This window comes from Streptomyces sp. NPDC059092, assembly GCF_042756365.1.
Lineage (GTDB): Bacteria > Actinomycetota > Actinomycetes > Streptomycetales > Streptomycetaceae > Streptomyces.
Genome location: NZ_JBHZEJ010000091.1, coordinates 1 through 15,015, shown reverse-complemented (window position 1 = coordinate 15,015; position 15,015 = coordinate 1). Strand labels below are relative to the sequence as shown.

The 15,015-nt window shown below is 70.8% G+C and carries 12 protein-coding genes; 5 read left to right on the top strand and 7 right to left on the bottom strand.

What is annotated here, in order from left to right:
• Positions 1-36: 36 nt before the first annotated feature.
• The 7 genes from ACFXPL_RS33795 to mtnA form a co-directional block, all read right to left on the bottom strand.
• Positions 37-804 (bottom strand): response regulator, encoded by a 768-nt coding sequence (locus tag ACFXPL_RS33795; protein ID WP_384926875.1) that lies wholly within the window; start codon positions 802-804, stop codon positions 37-39.
• A gap of 245 nt (positions 805-1,049) precedes the next feature.
• Positions 1,050-1,742, bottom strand: coding sequence for a ribosome hibernation-promoting factor, HPF/YfiA family (gene hpf / locus ACFXPL_RS33790; RefSeq protein WP_384926873.1), 693 nt, complete (start codon positions 1,740-1,742; stop codon positions 1,050-1,052).
• Positions 1,743-2,057: 315 nt separating this feature from the next.
• Positions 2,058-2,780, bottom strand: coding sequence for a ComF family protein (locus tag ACFXPL_RS33785; protein ID WP_384926871.1), 723 nt, complete (start codon positions 2,778-2,780; stop codon positions 2,058-2,060).
• Between the two features lie 174 nt (positions 2,781-2,954).
• Positions 2,955-4,802, bottom strand: coding sequence for an LpqB family beta-propeller domain-containing protein (locus ACFXPL_RS33780; RefSeq protein ID WP_384926869.1), 1,848 nt, complete (start codon positions 4,800-4,802; stop codon positions 2,955-2,957).
• On the bottom strand, positions 4,792-6,834 hold the full coding sequence (gene mtrB / locus ACFXPL_RS33775) for an MtrAB system histidine kinase MtrB (protein ID WP_384926867.1): 2,043 nt from the start codon (positions 6,832-6,834) through the stop codon (positions 4,792-4,794). The genes ACFXPL_RS33780 and mtrB overlap by 11 nt, the downstream gene beginning before the upstream one ends.
• 1 nt (position 6,835) lies before the next feature.
• Complete coding sequence (gene mtrA, locus ACFXPL_RS33770; RefSeq protein ID WP_329826349.1) at positions 6,836-7,513, bottom strand: two-component system response regulator MtrA; 678 nt, start codon at positions 7,511-7,513, stop codon at positions 6,836-6,838.
• Between the two features lie 288 nt (positions 7,514-7,801).
• A complete protein-coding gene (mtnA, locus tag ACFXPL_RS33765) occupies positions 7,802-8,950 on the bottom strand; it encodes an S-methyl-5-thioribose-1-phosphate isomerase (RefSeq protein ID WP_384926864.1) in 1,149 nt (382 codons plus the stop codon).
• 476 nt (positions 8,951-9,426) lie between these two features.
• Here mtnA and ACFXPL_RS33760 point away from each other — a divergent pair, with 476 nt between their 5' ends.
• Genes ACFXPL_RS33760 through ACFXPL_RS33740 form a run of 5 tightly spaced genes read left to right on the top strand, consistent with a single transcriptional unit; the run spans position 9,427 to position 14,864 of the window.
• Positions 9,427-10,626 carry a hypothetical protein gene (locus tag ACFXPL_RS33760; RefSeq protein ID WP_384926862.1) on the top strand — a complete coding sequence of 400 codons (1,200 nt, stop codon included), beginning with the start codon at positions 9,427-9,429 and terminating at the stop codon, positions 10,624-10,626.
• Positions 10,627-10,630: 4 nt separating this feature from the next.
• Positions 10,631-11,317 carry a DUF4129 domain-containing protein gene (locus tag ACFXPL_RS33755; RefSeq protein WP_384926860.1) on the top strand — a complete coding sequence of 229 codons (687 nt, stop codon included), beginning with the start codon at positions 10,631-10,633 and terminating at the stop codon, positions 11,315-11,317.
• Entirely contained in the window at positions 11,314-12,543 is a 1,230-nt protein-coding gene (locus tag ACFXPL_RS33750; protein ID WP_384926858.1) for a DUF4350 domain-containing protein, read from the top strand. The genes ACFXPL_RS33755 and ACFXPL_RS33750 overlap by 4 nt, the downstream gene beginning before the upstream one ends.
• A complete protein-coding gene (locus tag ACFXPL_RS33745; RefSeq protein ID WP_384926856.1) occupies positions 12,540-13,541 on the top strand; it encodes an AAA family ATPase in 1,002 nt (333 codons plus the stop codon). Before ACFXPL_RS33750 ends, ACFXPL_RS33745 begins: the two co-directional genes overlap by 4 nt.
• Before the next feature lie 12 nt (positions 13,542-13,553).
• A complete protein-coding gene (locus tag ACFXPL_RS33740; protein WP_384926854.1) occupies positions 13,554-14,864 on the top strand; it encodes a DUF58 domain-containing protein in 1,311 nt (436 codons plus the stop codon).
• The last annotated feature ends 151 nt before the right edge of the window (positions 14,865-15,015 follow it).

Below are 15,015 nucleotides of genomic sequence, written 5' to 3'. Positions count from 1 at the left end.
GCGCGCCTGCGGGGTGGAGCCGGGGCGGGTACGGGGTCAGCGGATTTCGAGGATCTTCTCGCGCATCGCGTAGACCACGGCCTCCATCCGGGAGTGGAGCTGAAGCTTCTCCAGGATGTTGCGGACATGGTTCTTCACGGTGTTCTCGGAGATGAACAGCTCCTTGGCGATGTCCCGGTTGTTCATACCCGTGGCCACCAGCTTCAGGACCTCCAGCTCGCGCTCGGTCAGCCGCGGCGCGGGCACGAGCCGACGCTCGTCGGTGCGCTGGATCATCGACTTGAACTCGGTGAGCAGCTTGGACGCCATGGACGGGCTGATCTGCGACTGGCCGTCGGCCACCGCGCGGATCGCCGTGGCGACCTCGTCGGTGGAGATCTCCTTGAGGAGATAGCCGGTGGCGCCCGCCTTGATCGCGTCGTAGAGGTCGGCCTCCTCGTCGCTGATCGTCAGCATGATGATCTTCGCGCTGGGTGCGACCTCCTTGATGGAGGTGCACGCCTCGATACCGCCGCGCTTGGGCATCCTGACGTCCATCAGCACGATGTCCGGCAGCAGGTCCGCGGCCTTGTCGACGGCCTCGGCCCCGTCGCCCGCCTCTCCGACGACCTGGATGTCCTCCTCCTGGGCGAGAACGATCTCCAGCCCGCGGCGGAAGAGCGCGTGGTCGTCCACGACGAGTACCCGGATCGGCTCCGGGCGCGAGCCGCCCCGCTCCGCGTCCGTGTCGGACGCGGTCCCGGCGCCGCCTACCGCGCCGCCGGCCCCACCGGCGTGCTGCATCGGTCCGAAGCTGTCCGCCATCGTTCCTCCCCCTGAAGGCCGGGGCCCGCGTTCATGGAGCCGGCCAACCGCAGTTCGCAGACCACTTGTTGGCTTGCGACTCCATGATTTCATGCCCGGGCGGCAGAGGGGTCGTCCTCAGGACGCACCGTGGTGCCCCCCAGGGCTCTACGAGCGCTCGGGGACACCGACGGGCATAGGATTCCGGCCTCTTTTCCGGCTGGAATCCGGCGGTACGGCAGATGTGTCAGCCGTTCCGGCCGGTCTCAGCCGCCGAGGGCGCCGCCGGCGCCGTCCGGCTCCGAGCCGGCCAGCGGGTCGGTCCTGAGATGGATGACGCCGTAGTCGTAGGCGTGGCGCCGGTAGACGACGCTGGGCTCCTTGGTGTCGGAATCGACGAAGAGATAGAAGTCATGACCGACCAGTTCCATCTCGTAGAGCGCCTGGTCGAGCGTCATCGGTGCGGCGACGTGGGTCTTCTCCCGGACCACCAGAGGGCCTTCGCCCTGCACCTCAAGCGTGCCGATCATGGTGGTGGGTACGCCGCTCTCGCGGGCCTCCTGCGCCGCGGTCTCGCCGTTCGCGTTCAACTGGGCCACGCCAGGGACGACATCGACGACCTCGGCAGCGGACAACCTGCCGTTGCCCCGCCGGTTGTGGCGCTTCTCGTGCTCCTTGCGGAGCCGCGCCTCCAGCTTGCCGGTGGCCAGGTCGAGCGCCGCGTACGGATCGGCGGCAGCCGCCTCGGCACGGATCACGGGGCCCCGCGAGTGCAGGGTGATCTCCACCCGGTCACTGCGGTCGGCCTGCCGCGGATTGGGCTCCTTGGACACCTCGACATCGAGGCTGATCACCTTGGCGTCGAGCTTCTGGATCTTCTCCAGCTTCAGCTTCTCCGCCACGTGCTTGCGGAACCGCTCGGGCACCTCTGTCTTGCGGCCCTTGACGACGATGTCCACGCAGAACTCCGTTCCCGGATCACTCCGCCTCGCTGCGGAGTCACTCCTTGTTGCACCAGGCCCCGACAGTCACCGGAGCCTCGGACTTGGCGACTTTCACCTCCTCCTCCCCCGGCGACGAGATCCCCACTCCCCTGAATTCCCGGGGGTCTGAAAAGCGCCGGAGCACACCAGTGCATTCAATGAGTCGCGGCTCGCGCCATTCCTCATAACCGAACATAGACCCCCCGGACGGGTGTCGGCACCCGCTACCGGCACGTACCTCTGTTCAGCTCTTTTCCTGCCCTGTTCACCTGCAACGATGCACGGTCCCCATCAGTTCCGGTTTATTTCGAAGGACAGCGGCGGAGCGGCGACGACGGCGGCACTCACCCGTACGAATCCGGGAATGCCAGGACCCATGGCGGCACGCAGTGCCCTCGCCCCTTCCGCGAGCGACGCACCGGTCGTCATGAGATCGTCCACCAGCACCACCCGGCCGCCTTCCAGCAGCCGGGTACCCCCGACGGCGACTTCCAATGCCCCCGAAAGATTCAGCTGTCTCTGCCGGGCCCCGAGGGCGGCCTGATCGGCCACCGGCCGGCGCTGCCGCAGCACCGGCAGGACCCGGCACTCGCGCCCTGTACGCCGCAGCTCTCCGGCGGCGGCCAGCGCCAGCCTGCGGCCCGCGTCGTGCCCCCGCGCCCCGACCGCGCGCAACGTGGACGGCACCGGCACGAGCAACAGCGGCCCCACCCCCGTACCTGGCGGCGCGGCAGCCCGTACAGCGCCCGCCAGAGCACGTCCCAGGGGTACGGCGAGGCCCAGGGCCCCGCGCTCCTTGTGCGCCAGCAGAACGGCCCGTACGGCGTCCTCGTACGGCGCCGCCGCATGGACGGCCGGCAGCCCCGGCGGCTCCGGCACCGGCCGCACCCGGCACGGCCATGTCCCGTACAGCGCCCGGCCGCACGCCTCGCACAAAGGTGACCTGGGGCTCCCGCATCCGCCACAGGCGACCGGCAGCACCAGGCCGGTGATCTCCCGCCACCACGCCCGCATGGGACACACTGTGCCAACCTCGGAGGCACCGGGCCACCCCTGTGGACAACTCCGTCGGGCAAACCCCGCAACCAGCCGTTTTCCCGCCCAGGCGGCCGGTGGCGACCGGTCGTTTCCAGCCCCCGCACGGCACTGTCGGCGGCACGCCGACGGCGAAGGGGAGGCCGTCGGATGTCAGCCCGGGTAGACGGGCGAGGAGCCCACTTCGACCATCGTCTGCCAGTTCGCGCCCGTCGGCAGCCGTACGATCCCGGCGTCCTCCGAGTCGGCCACCACAGGCTGCTGGTCGTCGTCCGCCGCGGCGATCGCCGTCACCTGGTTCAGCCCGGGCAGCACGCTGGACGCCGAGGTCGATCCGTCGGTCTGTATGTAGCGGACCTGCTGCACGCCCCCCTGCTCCTTGCCGACCACCACGAGCCTGCTCGGACCGGCCCAGGAGACCGCCGTGACGGTCTCCAGTTGCGGAGCCGCCGACTGGAGTTCCACCACGGACACCACCTGATCGGCCCCGGAGCCGTGCCGCTCCACCCGCCCGATCTGAAGCGTGGTCCTGCCGTCCTTCGCGAGCAGCAGCGCGATCCGCACCCCGTCCGCCGACACCCGCAGTCCCTCGACGCTCGCGCCGTCCAGACCGTCGACCGTGACCGTCCGCGGCTCGCCCGCACCGTCCGCGAACCGCAGCAGCCGCGGATGCGCCGGGTCCCGGTCGGCGACCCACAGATCGCCGCGTCCGTCCCAACTCGGTGCCGAAAGACGGCCCTTCTCGTCCGGTCCCTTGCTGGTCACCAGCGGCTCGCCCGGCTCGCTGTCGGCGAGGATCGACGACACGTACAGCGACTTGGCGTCCTTCGTGACACCCGCCGCGTGCTTCTCGTCGCGCGCCACCCCGACCCAGCCCAGCTTCACATCGCCCTTGCCCAGCGGCCCGATGACCTGCGAACGGTCGACGCTCTCACCGCCGCCGGCCTGGAGCAGCGAGAGCCGCCCCCGGTCGTCCACGTAGTACGGGTTGTCGGGCCGGCCGGTGGTGCGGTCCGGCGCGAACTCCTCGGCCTGGTCACCGCTGAGCACACAGAGCGAGGAGCCGTCCGCCAGCAGCTCGACCTGTCCCACCGGAGTGGCGGTGAGGTCCCGCAGCGTGAACAGGAGCTGTGCGGCCATCTTCCGGCACTGCGTGCGCCCGGCCTTGGCCGCCTTCTCGTTGAGCGGCACCTTCAGCGCGTTCCGGTCGTCGAACTCCAGCGACGTGGTGCCCTTCTCCAGCGCGGTGCCGCGCGGGAACGGGGAGTCGACAACCGGTTTCAGCCAGTTCGTCGGCCCGTCGAGCAGCACCCGGACCGCCTGGGTGACCGGATCCATCCGGGTCGTGGGGTCTATCCGCTGCCGGATGTAGACCGGGTCGGCGACCAGCCAGTTCTCCCCGGAGGCGAAGTAGTACTTGTTCACGGACCGGTAGTTGCGCTGGAAGTCCGACTCGCCCAGCACCAGCCCCTGCGGCAGATCGTCGATCCGCCACTCCTTGGTGCCCGCGATGTTCTGCCGCACCAGGTGGATGCTGCCGTTGTACGCCGTGGGATCGAGCGGCTGATAGGCGCGCGAGGAGTCCACATCGGCGATCCGGTCGCCGAACAGCGGATACGTCAGACCGCCGCTGTCCGAGCCGGACGCCTCCTTCGGGACCGCGGGGTCCGGCGCGGCGCGCAGCACCGTCGTACCGGCGCCCGGCTGCCAGTAGCGGGACGCTTCCGGCGTCAGATACTTCCTGGCCATCGCGAAGTCGGGATCGTCACTGGTCATGGCCTCCAGGAAGCCGTCGACGATCTCGGCGGGACCCGCCTTCTCGCGCGGCGGTACGGCGTACACCCGCACCTGGGACTCGCCGGCCGGGGACGCCTTGACCGGCTCCACGTCCCCGCTGTCCGGGACCGACGCGCACCCCGCCAGCAGCAGGGCGAGAACCCCCAGCACGACCGGCGTCCTCACCGCCTTCCCCAGCACGAACCGACGGCGGTCAGCGCCCACGTACCGTGTCCTCCCGCTTCGGATCCGCCGGTGCGGAGTCCTGGGTACCGCTCTCGGAGGCCCGCTCCCCGGCGGGCCGCGCCACCACCCGGGCGCCGCTGCCCGGCAGCGCGGCGGGGTCCACCGCGGCGGCCGTACGGGGCAGCGCGGGCGGCCCCGACGACTGGAGCGGGGAACGGTCCACGCGCGGCTGCGTCGGCACGCTCGCCAGCCGGTGCGCGCTCTCCTTCAGATCCTCGGCCCCGGCGCTCGCACGGTTGCGCCGGGAGTCCTCGGGCTCCAGCGGTATGGGCGAGCCGCGCAGCGCCTCGTCGGCCGTACGCGGCAGCGTCAGCCGGAACTGGGAGCCCCCGCCGGGCTCGCCCCACGCCTGGAGCCAGCCGCCGTGCAGCCGCGCGTCCTCGACGGCGATCGACAGCCCGAGCCCGGTACCGCCGGTCGTCCGGGCGCGCGCCGGGTCGGCCCGCCAGAAGCGGTTGAACACCCGGGTCGCCTCGCCCGGCTTGAGCCCCACCCCGTAGTCACGTACGGCGACCGCGACGGCACCGCCCGCCACACCGAGCCGTACGACGACGTCCCGGCCCTCGCCGTGCTCCACGGCGTTGACGACCAGATTGCGCAGCACCCGCTCCACGCGGCGGGCGTCGGCCTCGGCGACCACGGGCTGCTCGTCCCCGATAACCCGGATCCGGCTGCCCTTGCGCTCGGCCAGCGGCTCGGCGCCGCCGATCACCCGGCGCACGACCTCGCGCAGATCTATCGGCTCGGCCTCCAGCGCCGCCGCGCCCGCGTCGAAGCGGCTGATCTCCAGCAGGTCCGAGAGCAGCGACTCGAAGCGGTCGAGCTGGTCCCCGAGCAGCTCGGCGGAGCGCGCCGTCACCGGATCGAAGTCGGCGCGCGCCTCGTGGATGACGTCAGCGGCCATCCGTACCGTCGTCAGCGGGGTCCGCAGCTCGTGCGAGACATCGGAGACGAAGCGGCGCTGCATCCGGGAGAGCTCCTCCAGCTGCTGGATCTTGAGCTGGAGGTTCTGCGCCATCTTGTTGAAGGCTTCACCGAGCCGGGCGATGTCGTCCTCGCCGGTGACCTTCATACGTTCCTGGAGACGGCCGGTGGAGAGCCGCTCGGCGATCCCCGCGGCCATCCGTACGGGCGTCACGACCTGGCGCACCACCAGCCAGGCGATGGCACCCAGCAGGACGACCACGAAGAGCCCGGCCGTGGCGAGCGTGCCCTTGACCAGGTTGAGCGACTGCTCCTCCTGCGTCAGCGGGAAAAGGTAGTACAGCTCGTACGCGTTGCCGTTGGCGTCGTTCAGCCGCTTGCCGACGATCAGCCCCGGCTCCGGATCCCGCTCCTCGGTGGCCCGGGTGTACCGGATCTGCGCATACCGCTGGTACGCCCCGCTGCCCTGCGCGACCGAGGTCCGCAGATCGACGGGAACACTGGAGAAGTCGACCCCGCCGGAGACCCGCGGCGCCCGGCTGGTGGACGCCGCGTCCTGCCCGTCGGGGCTCAGCGCGACCACGTTGAAGGCCCCGGGGCCGCCGCTGGCGAGCTGCTCGACCAGGTCGGAGCGCCAGTTGACGGAGTTCCTTCCCGACCGGCCGCTCTCCCCGTCGCCGTTCCGGCCGCCGAGCGCCGCCGGGGAGTCGGCCTTCTCCTTGGCCACGGTGAAACCGCCGGCCGCCTGACTCTGCGCGGCTTTCTCCTTGGCTTCCAGCAGACCGTTGCGCACCTGCCCGATGACCACGAAACCCAGCAGCAGCACCACACCCAGCGACATCAGCAGCGTCGCCGCGACGACCCGGAGCTGAATGTTGCGCCGCCACAGCCGCACGGCGGGCAGCAGCGGACGCCGCACCCACCGCACCAGCAGCCGCAACACAGGACCGCCCGGCGAGCCGTCCTGGAGCAGCCGGCCACTCTGGAACAGCCGGCTCACCCCCGAGAAGGCACGCCCGGGCCCGGCAGCCCGCCCCGCACGGACTCCCGGCTCACCGGGCTTCGGAGCAGCGCTGCCGCCGGGCATGTCAGCTCGGTCCTGCCTTGTAACCGACACCACGGACGGTCACCACGATCTCCGGGCGTTCGGGGTCCTGCTCGACCTTGGAACGCAGCCGCTGGACATGCACATTGACCAGCCGGGTGTCCGCGGCGTGCCGGTAGCCCCACACCTGCTCAAGAAGCACCTCACGGGTGAACACCTGCCACGGCTTACGGGCCAGCGCGACCAGCAGATCGAACTCCAGCGGCGTCAGGGCGATCGACTGCCCGTCCCGCTTCACGGAGTGACCCGCCACGTCGATGACCAGGTCACCTATGGTCAACTGCTCCGGCGCCGGCTCCTCCGACCTGCGCAGCCGCGCCCTGATCCGGGCCACCAGCTCCTTGGGCTTGAACGGCTTGACGATGTAGTCGTCGGCCCCTGACTCCAGCCCCACCACCACATCGACCGTGTCGCTCTTGGCCGTGAGCATGACGATGGGCACCCCGGACTCGGCCCTGATGAGCCGGCACACCTCAATGCCGTCCCGGCCGGGCAGCATGAGGTCCAGCAGCACCAGGTCCGGCTTGGCCTCCCGGAATGCCGCGAGTGCCTTGTCACCGTCCGCTACGAACGACGGCTCGAAACCTTCACCACGCAGCACAATCCCGAGCATCTCGGCCAGTGCGGTGTCGTCATCGACGACAAGGACGCGTCCCTTCATATCGACATCATCCCATTTTCATTTCCGTTGCGTAGACACGCGTGATCTGTCTCACTGACCGGCGACGACGTGCGCCGATGGCCGTGTGTGACCGTCGCTGTCCGCCGTCGCTGTGTCAAGCACTGATGTCAAACCCACCGCGGTGGATCCGAGCCCTGGCCGACCGCCACGGCGTCTCCCACCCGTATCCCGCCTCCCGTCGCCCCACACGGTAGTGGAGCGAACGGCGGTCCCGGACGGCCCGACCAGGCGGATCGGGCCGTGAACACCTGCGGGACGACCGCCGGTTCAGCCGATCCCCGCCCGGCGCGCCCGGGCACACAGCTCCGCGACACCGCCCCCGGTCACCGGGGACAGCACACCGCATTCGGTGACGATCGCCGTCACCAGTTCCGGGGGCGTGACGTCGAAGGCCGGGTTGTACGCCTGTGACCCCAGCGGCGCCACCGGCGTCCCCCCTCCGGGCTCCACCCCCGCCACCGCGACCCGCGGTGCTGTGAACTCCGTCACCTCCTGACCTGGTCGTTGTTCCACCTCTATCGACGCCCCGTCCGGGGTGTCCAGGTCGATCGTCGTCGTGGGGGCGACCACGATGAACGGCACATGGTGGTACTTGGCGAGCACGGCGAGCGGATAGCTCCCCACCTTGTTCGCCACCGAGCCGTCGGCGGTGATCCGGTCCGCCCCGATCAGGACGGCGTCCACCTCTCCCGCGGCGAAGAGCGAACCCGCCGCGTTGTCCGTCAGCACGGTGTACGCCATCCCGCTGCGCGCCGCCTCGTACGCCGTCAGCCGTGCGCCCTGGAACAGCGGACGGGTCTCGTCCACCCACAGGCGCCGCAGCCGCCCGGCGCGGTGCGCCGCCCTGGCCACCGCGAACGCGGTGCCCTCCCCACCCGAGACGAGCGCCCCGGTGTTGCAGTGGGTCAGGATCCGTTGCCCGCCCCCTGGCACCAGCTCATCGAGGAGCCTGAGCCCGAACGCCGCCATCTCCGCGCTGGCCTGGGCATCTTCCTGATGGATCCGCTTCGCCTCGGCGAGCGCGGCAGCCGCCGCAGCCTTGGGATCCGCCCCCTGTCCGGCCGCCGCACGGTACACGTCACGGACCCGGCGCACCCCGTATCCCAGGTTCACCGCGGTGGGCCGCGCCCCCGCCAACTGTTCCGCCGCGTCCTCGACGTCGTAGCCCCGCGCCGCGGCCAACGCCACCCCGTAGGCGCCCGCGATCCCCAGCAGCGGTGCACCCCGGACCGCCAGCGTCCTGATCGCCACCACCAGCGCGGGCACGTCCGTACAGACCAACTCCGTCTCCTCGACGGGAAGTCGCGTCTGGTCGAGGAGGACCAGTACGGGTCCTTCGGGCGGCTCGTCCCAGCGGAGGGAGGGGAGCATCGGCGGCTCCGCACCGACCGAGTTGTGTGCGTACTGATCAGCCATCCGTTCAGTCTGCCCGCTGCGACACGGACAATGAAGGCGAGAACGGAGGCGATAAGGAGATACAGCCCCCGGTCCACCCTGGCGCAACGCGTGGCACGATGGCTGCCAGGCCCTGTTTCCCGGATCTCCGTGGGCCCGGAACCCCAGGCGGGGCGCCCCGCCGTCGATCCACGGAGGTCCGGGAAGCAGGACCCAGGTCGTGTCCGGCGGATCTTCACAGACCCGCGACGCCCCGCACCGCATCCCGCAGGGGTGCCGGTGTCGTCCCTGTACCTCCGGTCCATCGACGACATCGGCCCAGCACCCTGCGGTGCACGCCACCGGCGTCGGCTCCCGCCGCCGGTGCGGCGGACGGAGTCCGGGCCGCGAAGCTCCACCGGACGCGACCTGGCCCGCCGCCCCGCTCCGCGGACGGGCACCGTCGAAGCGCCGGCTCCCCGAGCCGGCCTCTCAACCAATCCACGAGGTGGACGACCGTGAACGACTCTCCGGGCTGGGCCTCGCCCGGATCCGCCCCGTCCGACGGCCAGGACACCGCTGTGCCCCGGCCCGCAGAGCCCACCGACGACAAGACCGGCTCCGCCTCGAAGTGGTCCACGGCCCAGCCACCCGCCGGACAGTGGTCCCCGCCGAGCGCGCCCGGCTCCGGCCCCACCCCCAAAGCCGCGCAGGGCTGGGGCGGCCCGCCCCCGAGCGGCGGACCCGGCTGGGGCAGGCCGCCGGCCGCCAAGCCGGGAGTCATCCCGCTCCGCCCCCTGAGTGTCGGCGAGATCCTCGACGGAGCCGTATCGACCCTGCGCCTCCACTGGCGCACAGTGCTGAGCGTCAGCCTCGCCGTCTCCGTGGTCTCCCAGATCGGCGACATCCTTCTCCGGCGCTACCTGCTGCCCGAGCCGGTCGCGCTCGACCCGAACGCGACACCCTCCGAACTCCTCAGCCAGGCCACCGAGTCGGCCCAGTCCCAGCTCGCCGCGGACGCCCCCTCGCTCGCCATCCTGGTGATCTGCACACTCTTCACCACCGCGATACTCACCGTGGTGATCAGCCGTTCCGTGCTGGGCCGCCCCGTCACCCTCGCGGACGCGTGGAGCGAGGCCCGTCCCCGCCTCCTCAAGCTGCTCGGGTTCACCCTGCTGCTGCCATTGATGAGCGCCTTGGTACTGCTCGTCGGCATGCTGCCCGGCCTGCTGATCGGATCCACGGCCGGGGCCGCGCTGGCCCTGCTCGGCGCGGTGGCGGCCTTCGTCGTCGTCATCTGGCTGATGGTCCGCTTCAGCCTCACCTCCCCCGCGCTCATGCTGGAACGTCAGGGAGTCATCGCCTCGATGCGCCGCTCCGCCAAGCTCGTGTCGGGCTCCTGGTGGCGCACTTTCGGCATCCTGGCTCTCACGCTGCTGCTGTCCATGGTGCTGTCGCTGCTCATCGCCATCCCCTTCGCGGTCATCAGCACGGCGGTGGACGGCGACGGCCTCACCGACTGGCCCTTCCTCGTCATCACCGGCATCGGTGCCGTGATCGCCTCCACGATCACGTACCCGATCTCCGCCGGCGTCACCGTCCTTCTCTACGTGGACCAGCGCATCCGGCGCGAGGCCCTCGACCTCGAACTCGCGCGCGCCGCGGACGTACCGGGCTACGGCACCGACCAGCCGGGCCGCGACCCCTCCGGGAGCTGATGCGGTGTCCATCGTGGGGGGAACGACGAGACGGCCGCTGATACGCGCGAGCGACGACCTGCCGGTGGACACTTCCCGCATCCCCGCCCGTGAGGCGGCGGAGCGGGAGCTGTCCAAGCCGATGTACCACGAGAACGATCCCAACCTCCTGGAACGCGCCCTCGCACGTATCGGGGAGTGGATCGGCAAGCTCTTCGAGGCCGCGTCCGGCGCCGCCCCCGGCGGACCGCTCGGAGTCATCATGGTCGCCCTGATCGTCGTGGCGCTCTGCGCAGCCCTGTGGTGGCGGCTGGGCGCGCCCGGCCGCCAGTCGGTCACCACGGGCACCCTCTTCGACGACGGCCCCCGCAGCGCCGCCCAGCACCGCACCACGGCGGAGACACACGCCGCGGCCCACCGCTGGACGGAAGCGGTCCAGGAGCGGATGCGCGCCCTCGTCCGCTCCTTGGAGGAACGGGCCCTGCTCGACCCCCGCCCCGGCCGTACCGCCGACGAAGCGGCCTCCGAAGCGGGACGCACACTCCCCAGCCACGCCGACCGACTACGCACGGCCGCCCGGGAGTTCGACGACGTCACATACGGGGGCCGCACCGCCGACGAGCGGGCGTACCTGCGACTGCGCGAACTCGACACCGATCTCGAACGGGCGAAGCCGCACCTGAGCACCGTGGCCGGGGGAACAGCCGAGTGACCTCCCCCATCAGCGCCACATCGCTCGCCCCGACCGCCCGCCAGATCTGGACGCGGGGCCGCGGAATCGTCCTCGCCCTTCTCGTCCTGCTGGCGGCCGGAATCGCGATGGCCGCCCTGCGTTCCGGCGAGCAGTACGGCCGTCTCGACCCGCGCTCCACCGACCGGTTCGGCAGCCGCGCCACCGCCGAACTGCTCAAGGACCAAGGCGTCTCCGTCACCGTCCGCACCACACTGCGCGAGGCCACGGCGGAGGCCGGACCTGACACCACTCTGCTGGTCACCAACCCTGACCTGCTGACGCCCACGCAGCAGCACACCCTGCGCGCCCGGACAGCCCCCGCGGGCGGTCGCACCGTCCTCCTCGGCGCGGGCCCGCCGTCCCTCGACGCCCTGGCGCCCGGAGTCCGTACGAACACCCCCACACCGGTCTCGGCCCACGCCCCCCGATGCGCGCTGCCCGCAGCCGTCAGCGCGGGCAGCGTCGACATCGGCGGCGAGCGGTACGAGACGGACCGGTCCGACGCCGATAACTGCTACCCGAGCGACGGCGCACCGACCCTCCTCAGAATCCCGGACGCGCGGACCGGCTCCGCCGACAGGTCGACCACCGACACCGCACCCGGCGACACCGTCCTGCTCGGCTCCCCCGACATCCTCTACAACAACCGCCTCGACCAGCACGGCAACGCGTCGCTGGCCCTTCAACTCCTCGGCTCCCGGCCTCATCTCGTCTGGTACCTCCCTTCACTCAGTGATGACTCCGCCTCCAACGGTGGCGAGGACAACGCCGGCAGTACATTCCTCGAACTCATTCCTTCCGGCTGGATCTGGGGCACTTTCCAGCTTTTCCTGGCGGCGCTGCTCGCGGCCGTCTGGCGTGCCCGCAGGCTGGGTCCGCTGGTGACCGAACGACTCCCCGTGGCCATCCGCGCCTCGGAATCCACCGAGGGACGCGCCGGCCTCTACCGCAAGGCAAACGCACGGGACCACGCCGCATCGGCCTTGCGCGCGGCCGCTCGTGACCGCCTCGCCCCGCTCCTCGGCGTCCCTCCCAGCAAGGCACACAGGTCAGACTCCCTGATCGCCGCGGTCTCGGCCCGCCTCCCGGACACGGACCACGACCCGACCGTCCTTCTCTTCGGCCCGGCCCCGACCGGCGACGCCGCTCTCATCCGCCTGGCGGACCAACTCGACGCCCTCGAAAGAGAGGTACGCACCTCATGAGTGCCCCGACCGCACAGAACGCCGGGACCCCCGGGCCCGCCGGGAACACGGACAGCGCCCGCGCAGCCCTGGAATCCCTGCGTGCCGAGATAGCGAAGGCGGTGGTCGGCCAGGACCCCGCCGTCACCGGACTTGTCGTAGCCCTGCTCTGCCGCGGCCACGTCCTCCTCGAAGGAGTCCCCGGGGTTGCCAAGACCCTGCTCGTACGGGCACTTGCCGCCTCCCTCGAACTCGACACGAAACGCGTTCAGTTCACCCCAGACCTGATGCCGAGCGACATCACCGGCTCACTCGTCTACGACTCCCGCGCCTCGGAGTTCTCCTTCCAGCCCGGCCCTGTCTTCACCCATCTGCTGCTGGCCGACGAAATCAACCGCACCCCGCCCAAGACCCAGTCGTCCCTCCTGGAGGCCATGGAGGAACGCCAGGTCACGGTCGACGGCGTCGCGCGCCCCCTGCCCGACCCGTTCCTGGTCGCCGCGACCCAGAACCCGGTCGAGTACGAGGGCACCTACCCCCTCCCCGAGGCCCAGCTCGACCGCTTCCTGCTCAAGCTGACGGTGCCGCTGCCGTCCCGTGACGACGAGATCAATGTGCTGACCCGCCACGCGCAAGGTTTCGATCCACGCGATCTCCAGGCCGCGGGGGTACGGCCCGTCGCCGGGCCTGCCGACCTGCAAGCGGCGCGTGAAGCGGTCGCCAAGACGTCTGTCTCACCCGAGATCGCGGGCTATGTCGTCGATATCTGCCGTACCACGCGTGAATCCCCCTCGCTGTCCCTCGGCGTCTCCCCGCGAGGAGCCACCGCACTGCTCTCCACAGCCCGTGCCTGGGCCTGGCTGACCGGCCGCGACTACGTCATCCCCGACGACGTGAAAGCCCTGGCCCTTCCCACCCTGCGCCATCGCGTCCAACTCCGGCCCGAAGCAGAGATGGAGGGAGTCACTGCCGACTCCGTCATTACCGCGATCCTCGCCCATGTCCCCGTACCCCGATGAGGCGGTGAAACCGTGGCCCTCACCGGACGGAGCGCTCTCCTCGCGGCTCTCGGCTCGATCCCCGTCGGAGTCTTCGCCCCCAGCTGGGCAGGGATCCTCGCCGTCAATGCGCCGCTCTCACTCGCCATTCTGTGCGACTACGCCCTGGCGACACCAGTGCGAACGCTCCAATTCACCCGAAACGGTGATACCTCAGTTCGGCTCGGCGAGAGCGCGGCAGTGCATCTGACCGTCACCAACCCCTCGGGCCGCCGTCTGCGCGCCCAGCTTCGCGATGCCTGGCCGCCCAGTAGCTGGCTCACCGGAACCGACCAGTCGAGTTCCCGGCACACGGTGACCGTCCCTCCGGGCGAGCGGCGCCGGCTCACCACCCTGCTCCGCCCCACTCGACGCGGCGACCGGCATGCGGAACAGGTGACTGTGCGCTCGTTCGGGCCGCTGGGACTGGCCTCCCGCCAGGGCAGCCACGACGTCCCCTGGACCGTGCGCGTGCTTCCGCCGTTCACGAGCCGCAAGCACCTGCCGTCCAGGCTGAGGCGTCTACGGGAACTCGACGGCCGCACCAGCGTGCTGACCCGTGGCGAGGGCACCGAGTTCGACAGCCTCAGGGAGTACGTGACCGGCGACGACACCCGGTCCATCGACTGGCGGGCGACCGCACGCCGGTCGACCGTCACCGTACGGACCTGGCGCCCCGAGCGGGACCGGCACCTCCTCATCGTCCTGGACACCGGTCGCACTTCAGCGGGTCGCGTGGGTGACGTCCCCCGTCTGGACGCCGCCATGGACGCCGCCCTCCTCCTGACTGCCCTTGCCTCGCGGGCCGGCGACCGGGTTGATCTCCTCGCCTACGACCGGCGCACACGCGCCCAGGTCCAGGGCCGCGCGGCGGGCGATGTCCTGTCGGCCATGGTGAACGCGCTGGCCCCACTGGAACCGAATCTGGTGGAGACGGACACCCGCGGCCTCAGCGCGGCGACGCTGAAGAGCGCCCCGCGCCGATCGCTCATCGTGTTGCTCACGAGCCTCGACGCAGCACCCGTGGAGGAAGGCCTTCTCCCTGTCCTGCCGCAGCTCACCCGACGCCACACCGTCATCGTGGCCTCGGTCGCCGATCCTCATATCGAGAGGATGAGCCTGGCACGGGGCACAGTGGACGCGGTGTACGAAGCCTCCGCCGGCGCGCAGGCGCAAGCTCAGAGGCGACGTACGGCAGAACTGTTGCGGAGCAAGGGTGTCACGGTCGTGGACGCCACCCCGGAGAAGCTCGCGCCTGCTCTGGCCGACACATATCTCGCGCTCAAAGCAGCCGGACGCCTCTAGGAGAATGAGAGGTGACGTGTGGACGGGGGAAAAACTCCTCGTCCACACGGGAAAGCCGTCGAGCGTAAACGGGTCCGGAACGCAGAAATGCCCCGCACCAGAAGGTGCGGGGCATTCCCACAATAATTGTTCGGCGGCGTCCTACTCTCCC

What these genes read in the sequence shown, in the direction of transcription:
- ACFXPL_RS33795 (WP_384926875.1), bottom strand. Translation starts at nt 804, where the DNA reads ATGGCGGACAGCTTCGGACCGATGCAGCACGCCGGTGGGGCCGGCGGC.
- ACFXPL_RS33785 (WP_384926871.1), bottom strand. Translation starts at nt 2,780, where the DNA reads ATGCGGGCGTGGTGGCGGGAGATCACCGGCCTGGTGCTGCCGGTCGCC.
- mtrB (WP_384926867.1), bottom strand. Translation starts at nt 6,834, where the DNA reads ATGCCCGGCGGCAGCGCTGCTCCGAAGCCCGGTGAGCCGGGAGTCCGT.
- mtrA (WP_329826349.1), bottom strand. Translation starts at nt 7,513, where the DNA reads ATGAAGGGACGCGTCCTTGTCGTCGATGACGACACCGCACTGGCCGAG.
- mtnA (WP_384926864.1), bottom strand. Translation starts at nt 8,950, where the DNA reads ATGGCTGATCAGTACGCACACAACTCGGTCGGTGCGGAGCCGCCGATG.
- ACFXPL_RS33745 (WP_384926856.1), top strand. Translation starts at nt 12,540, where the DNA reads ATGAGTGCCCCGACCGCACAGAACGCCGGGACCCCCGGGCCCGCCGGG.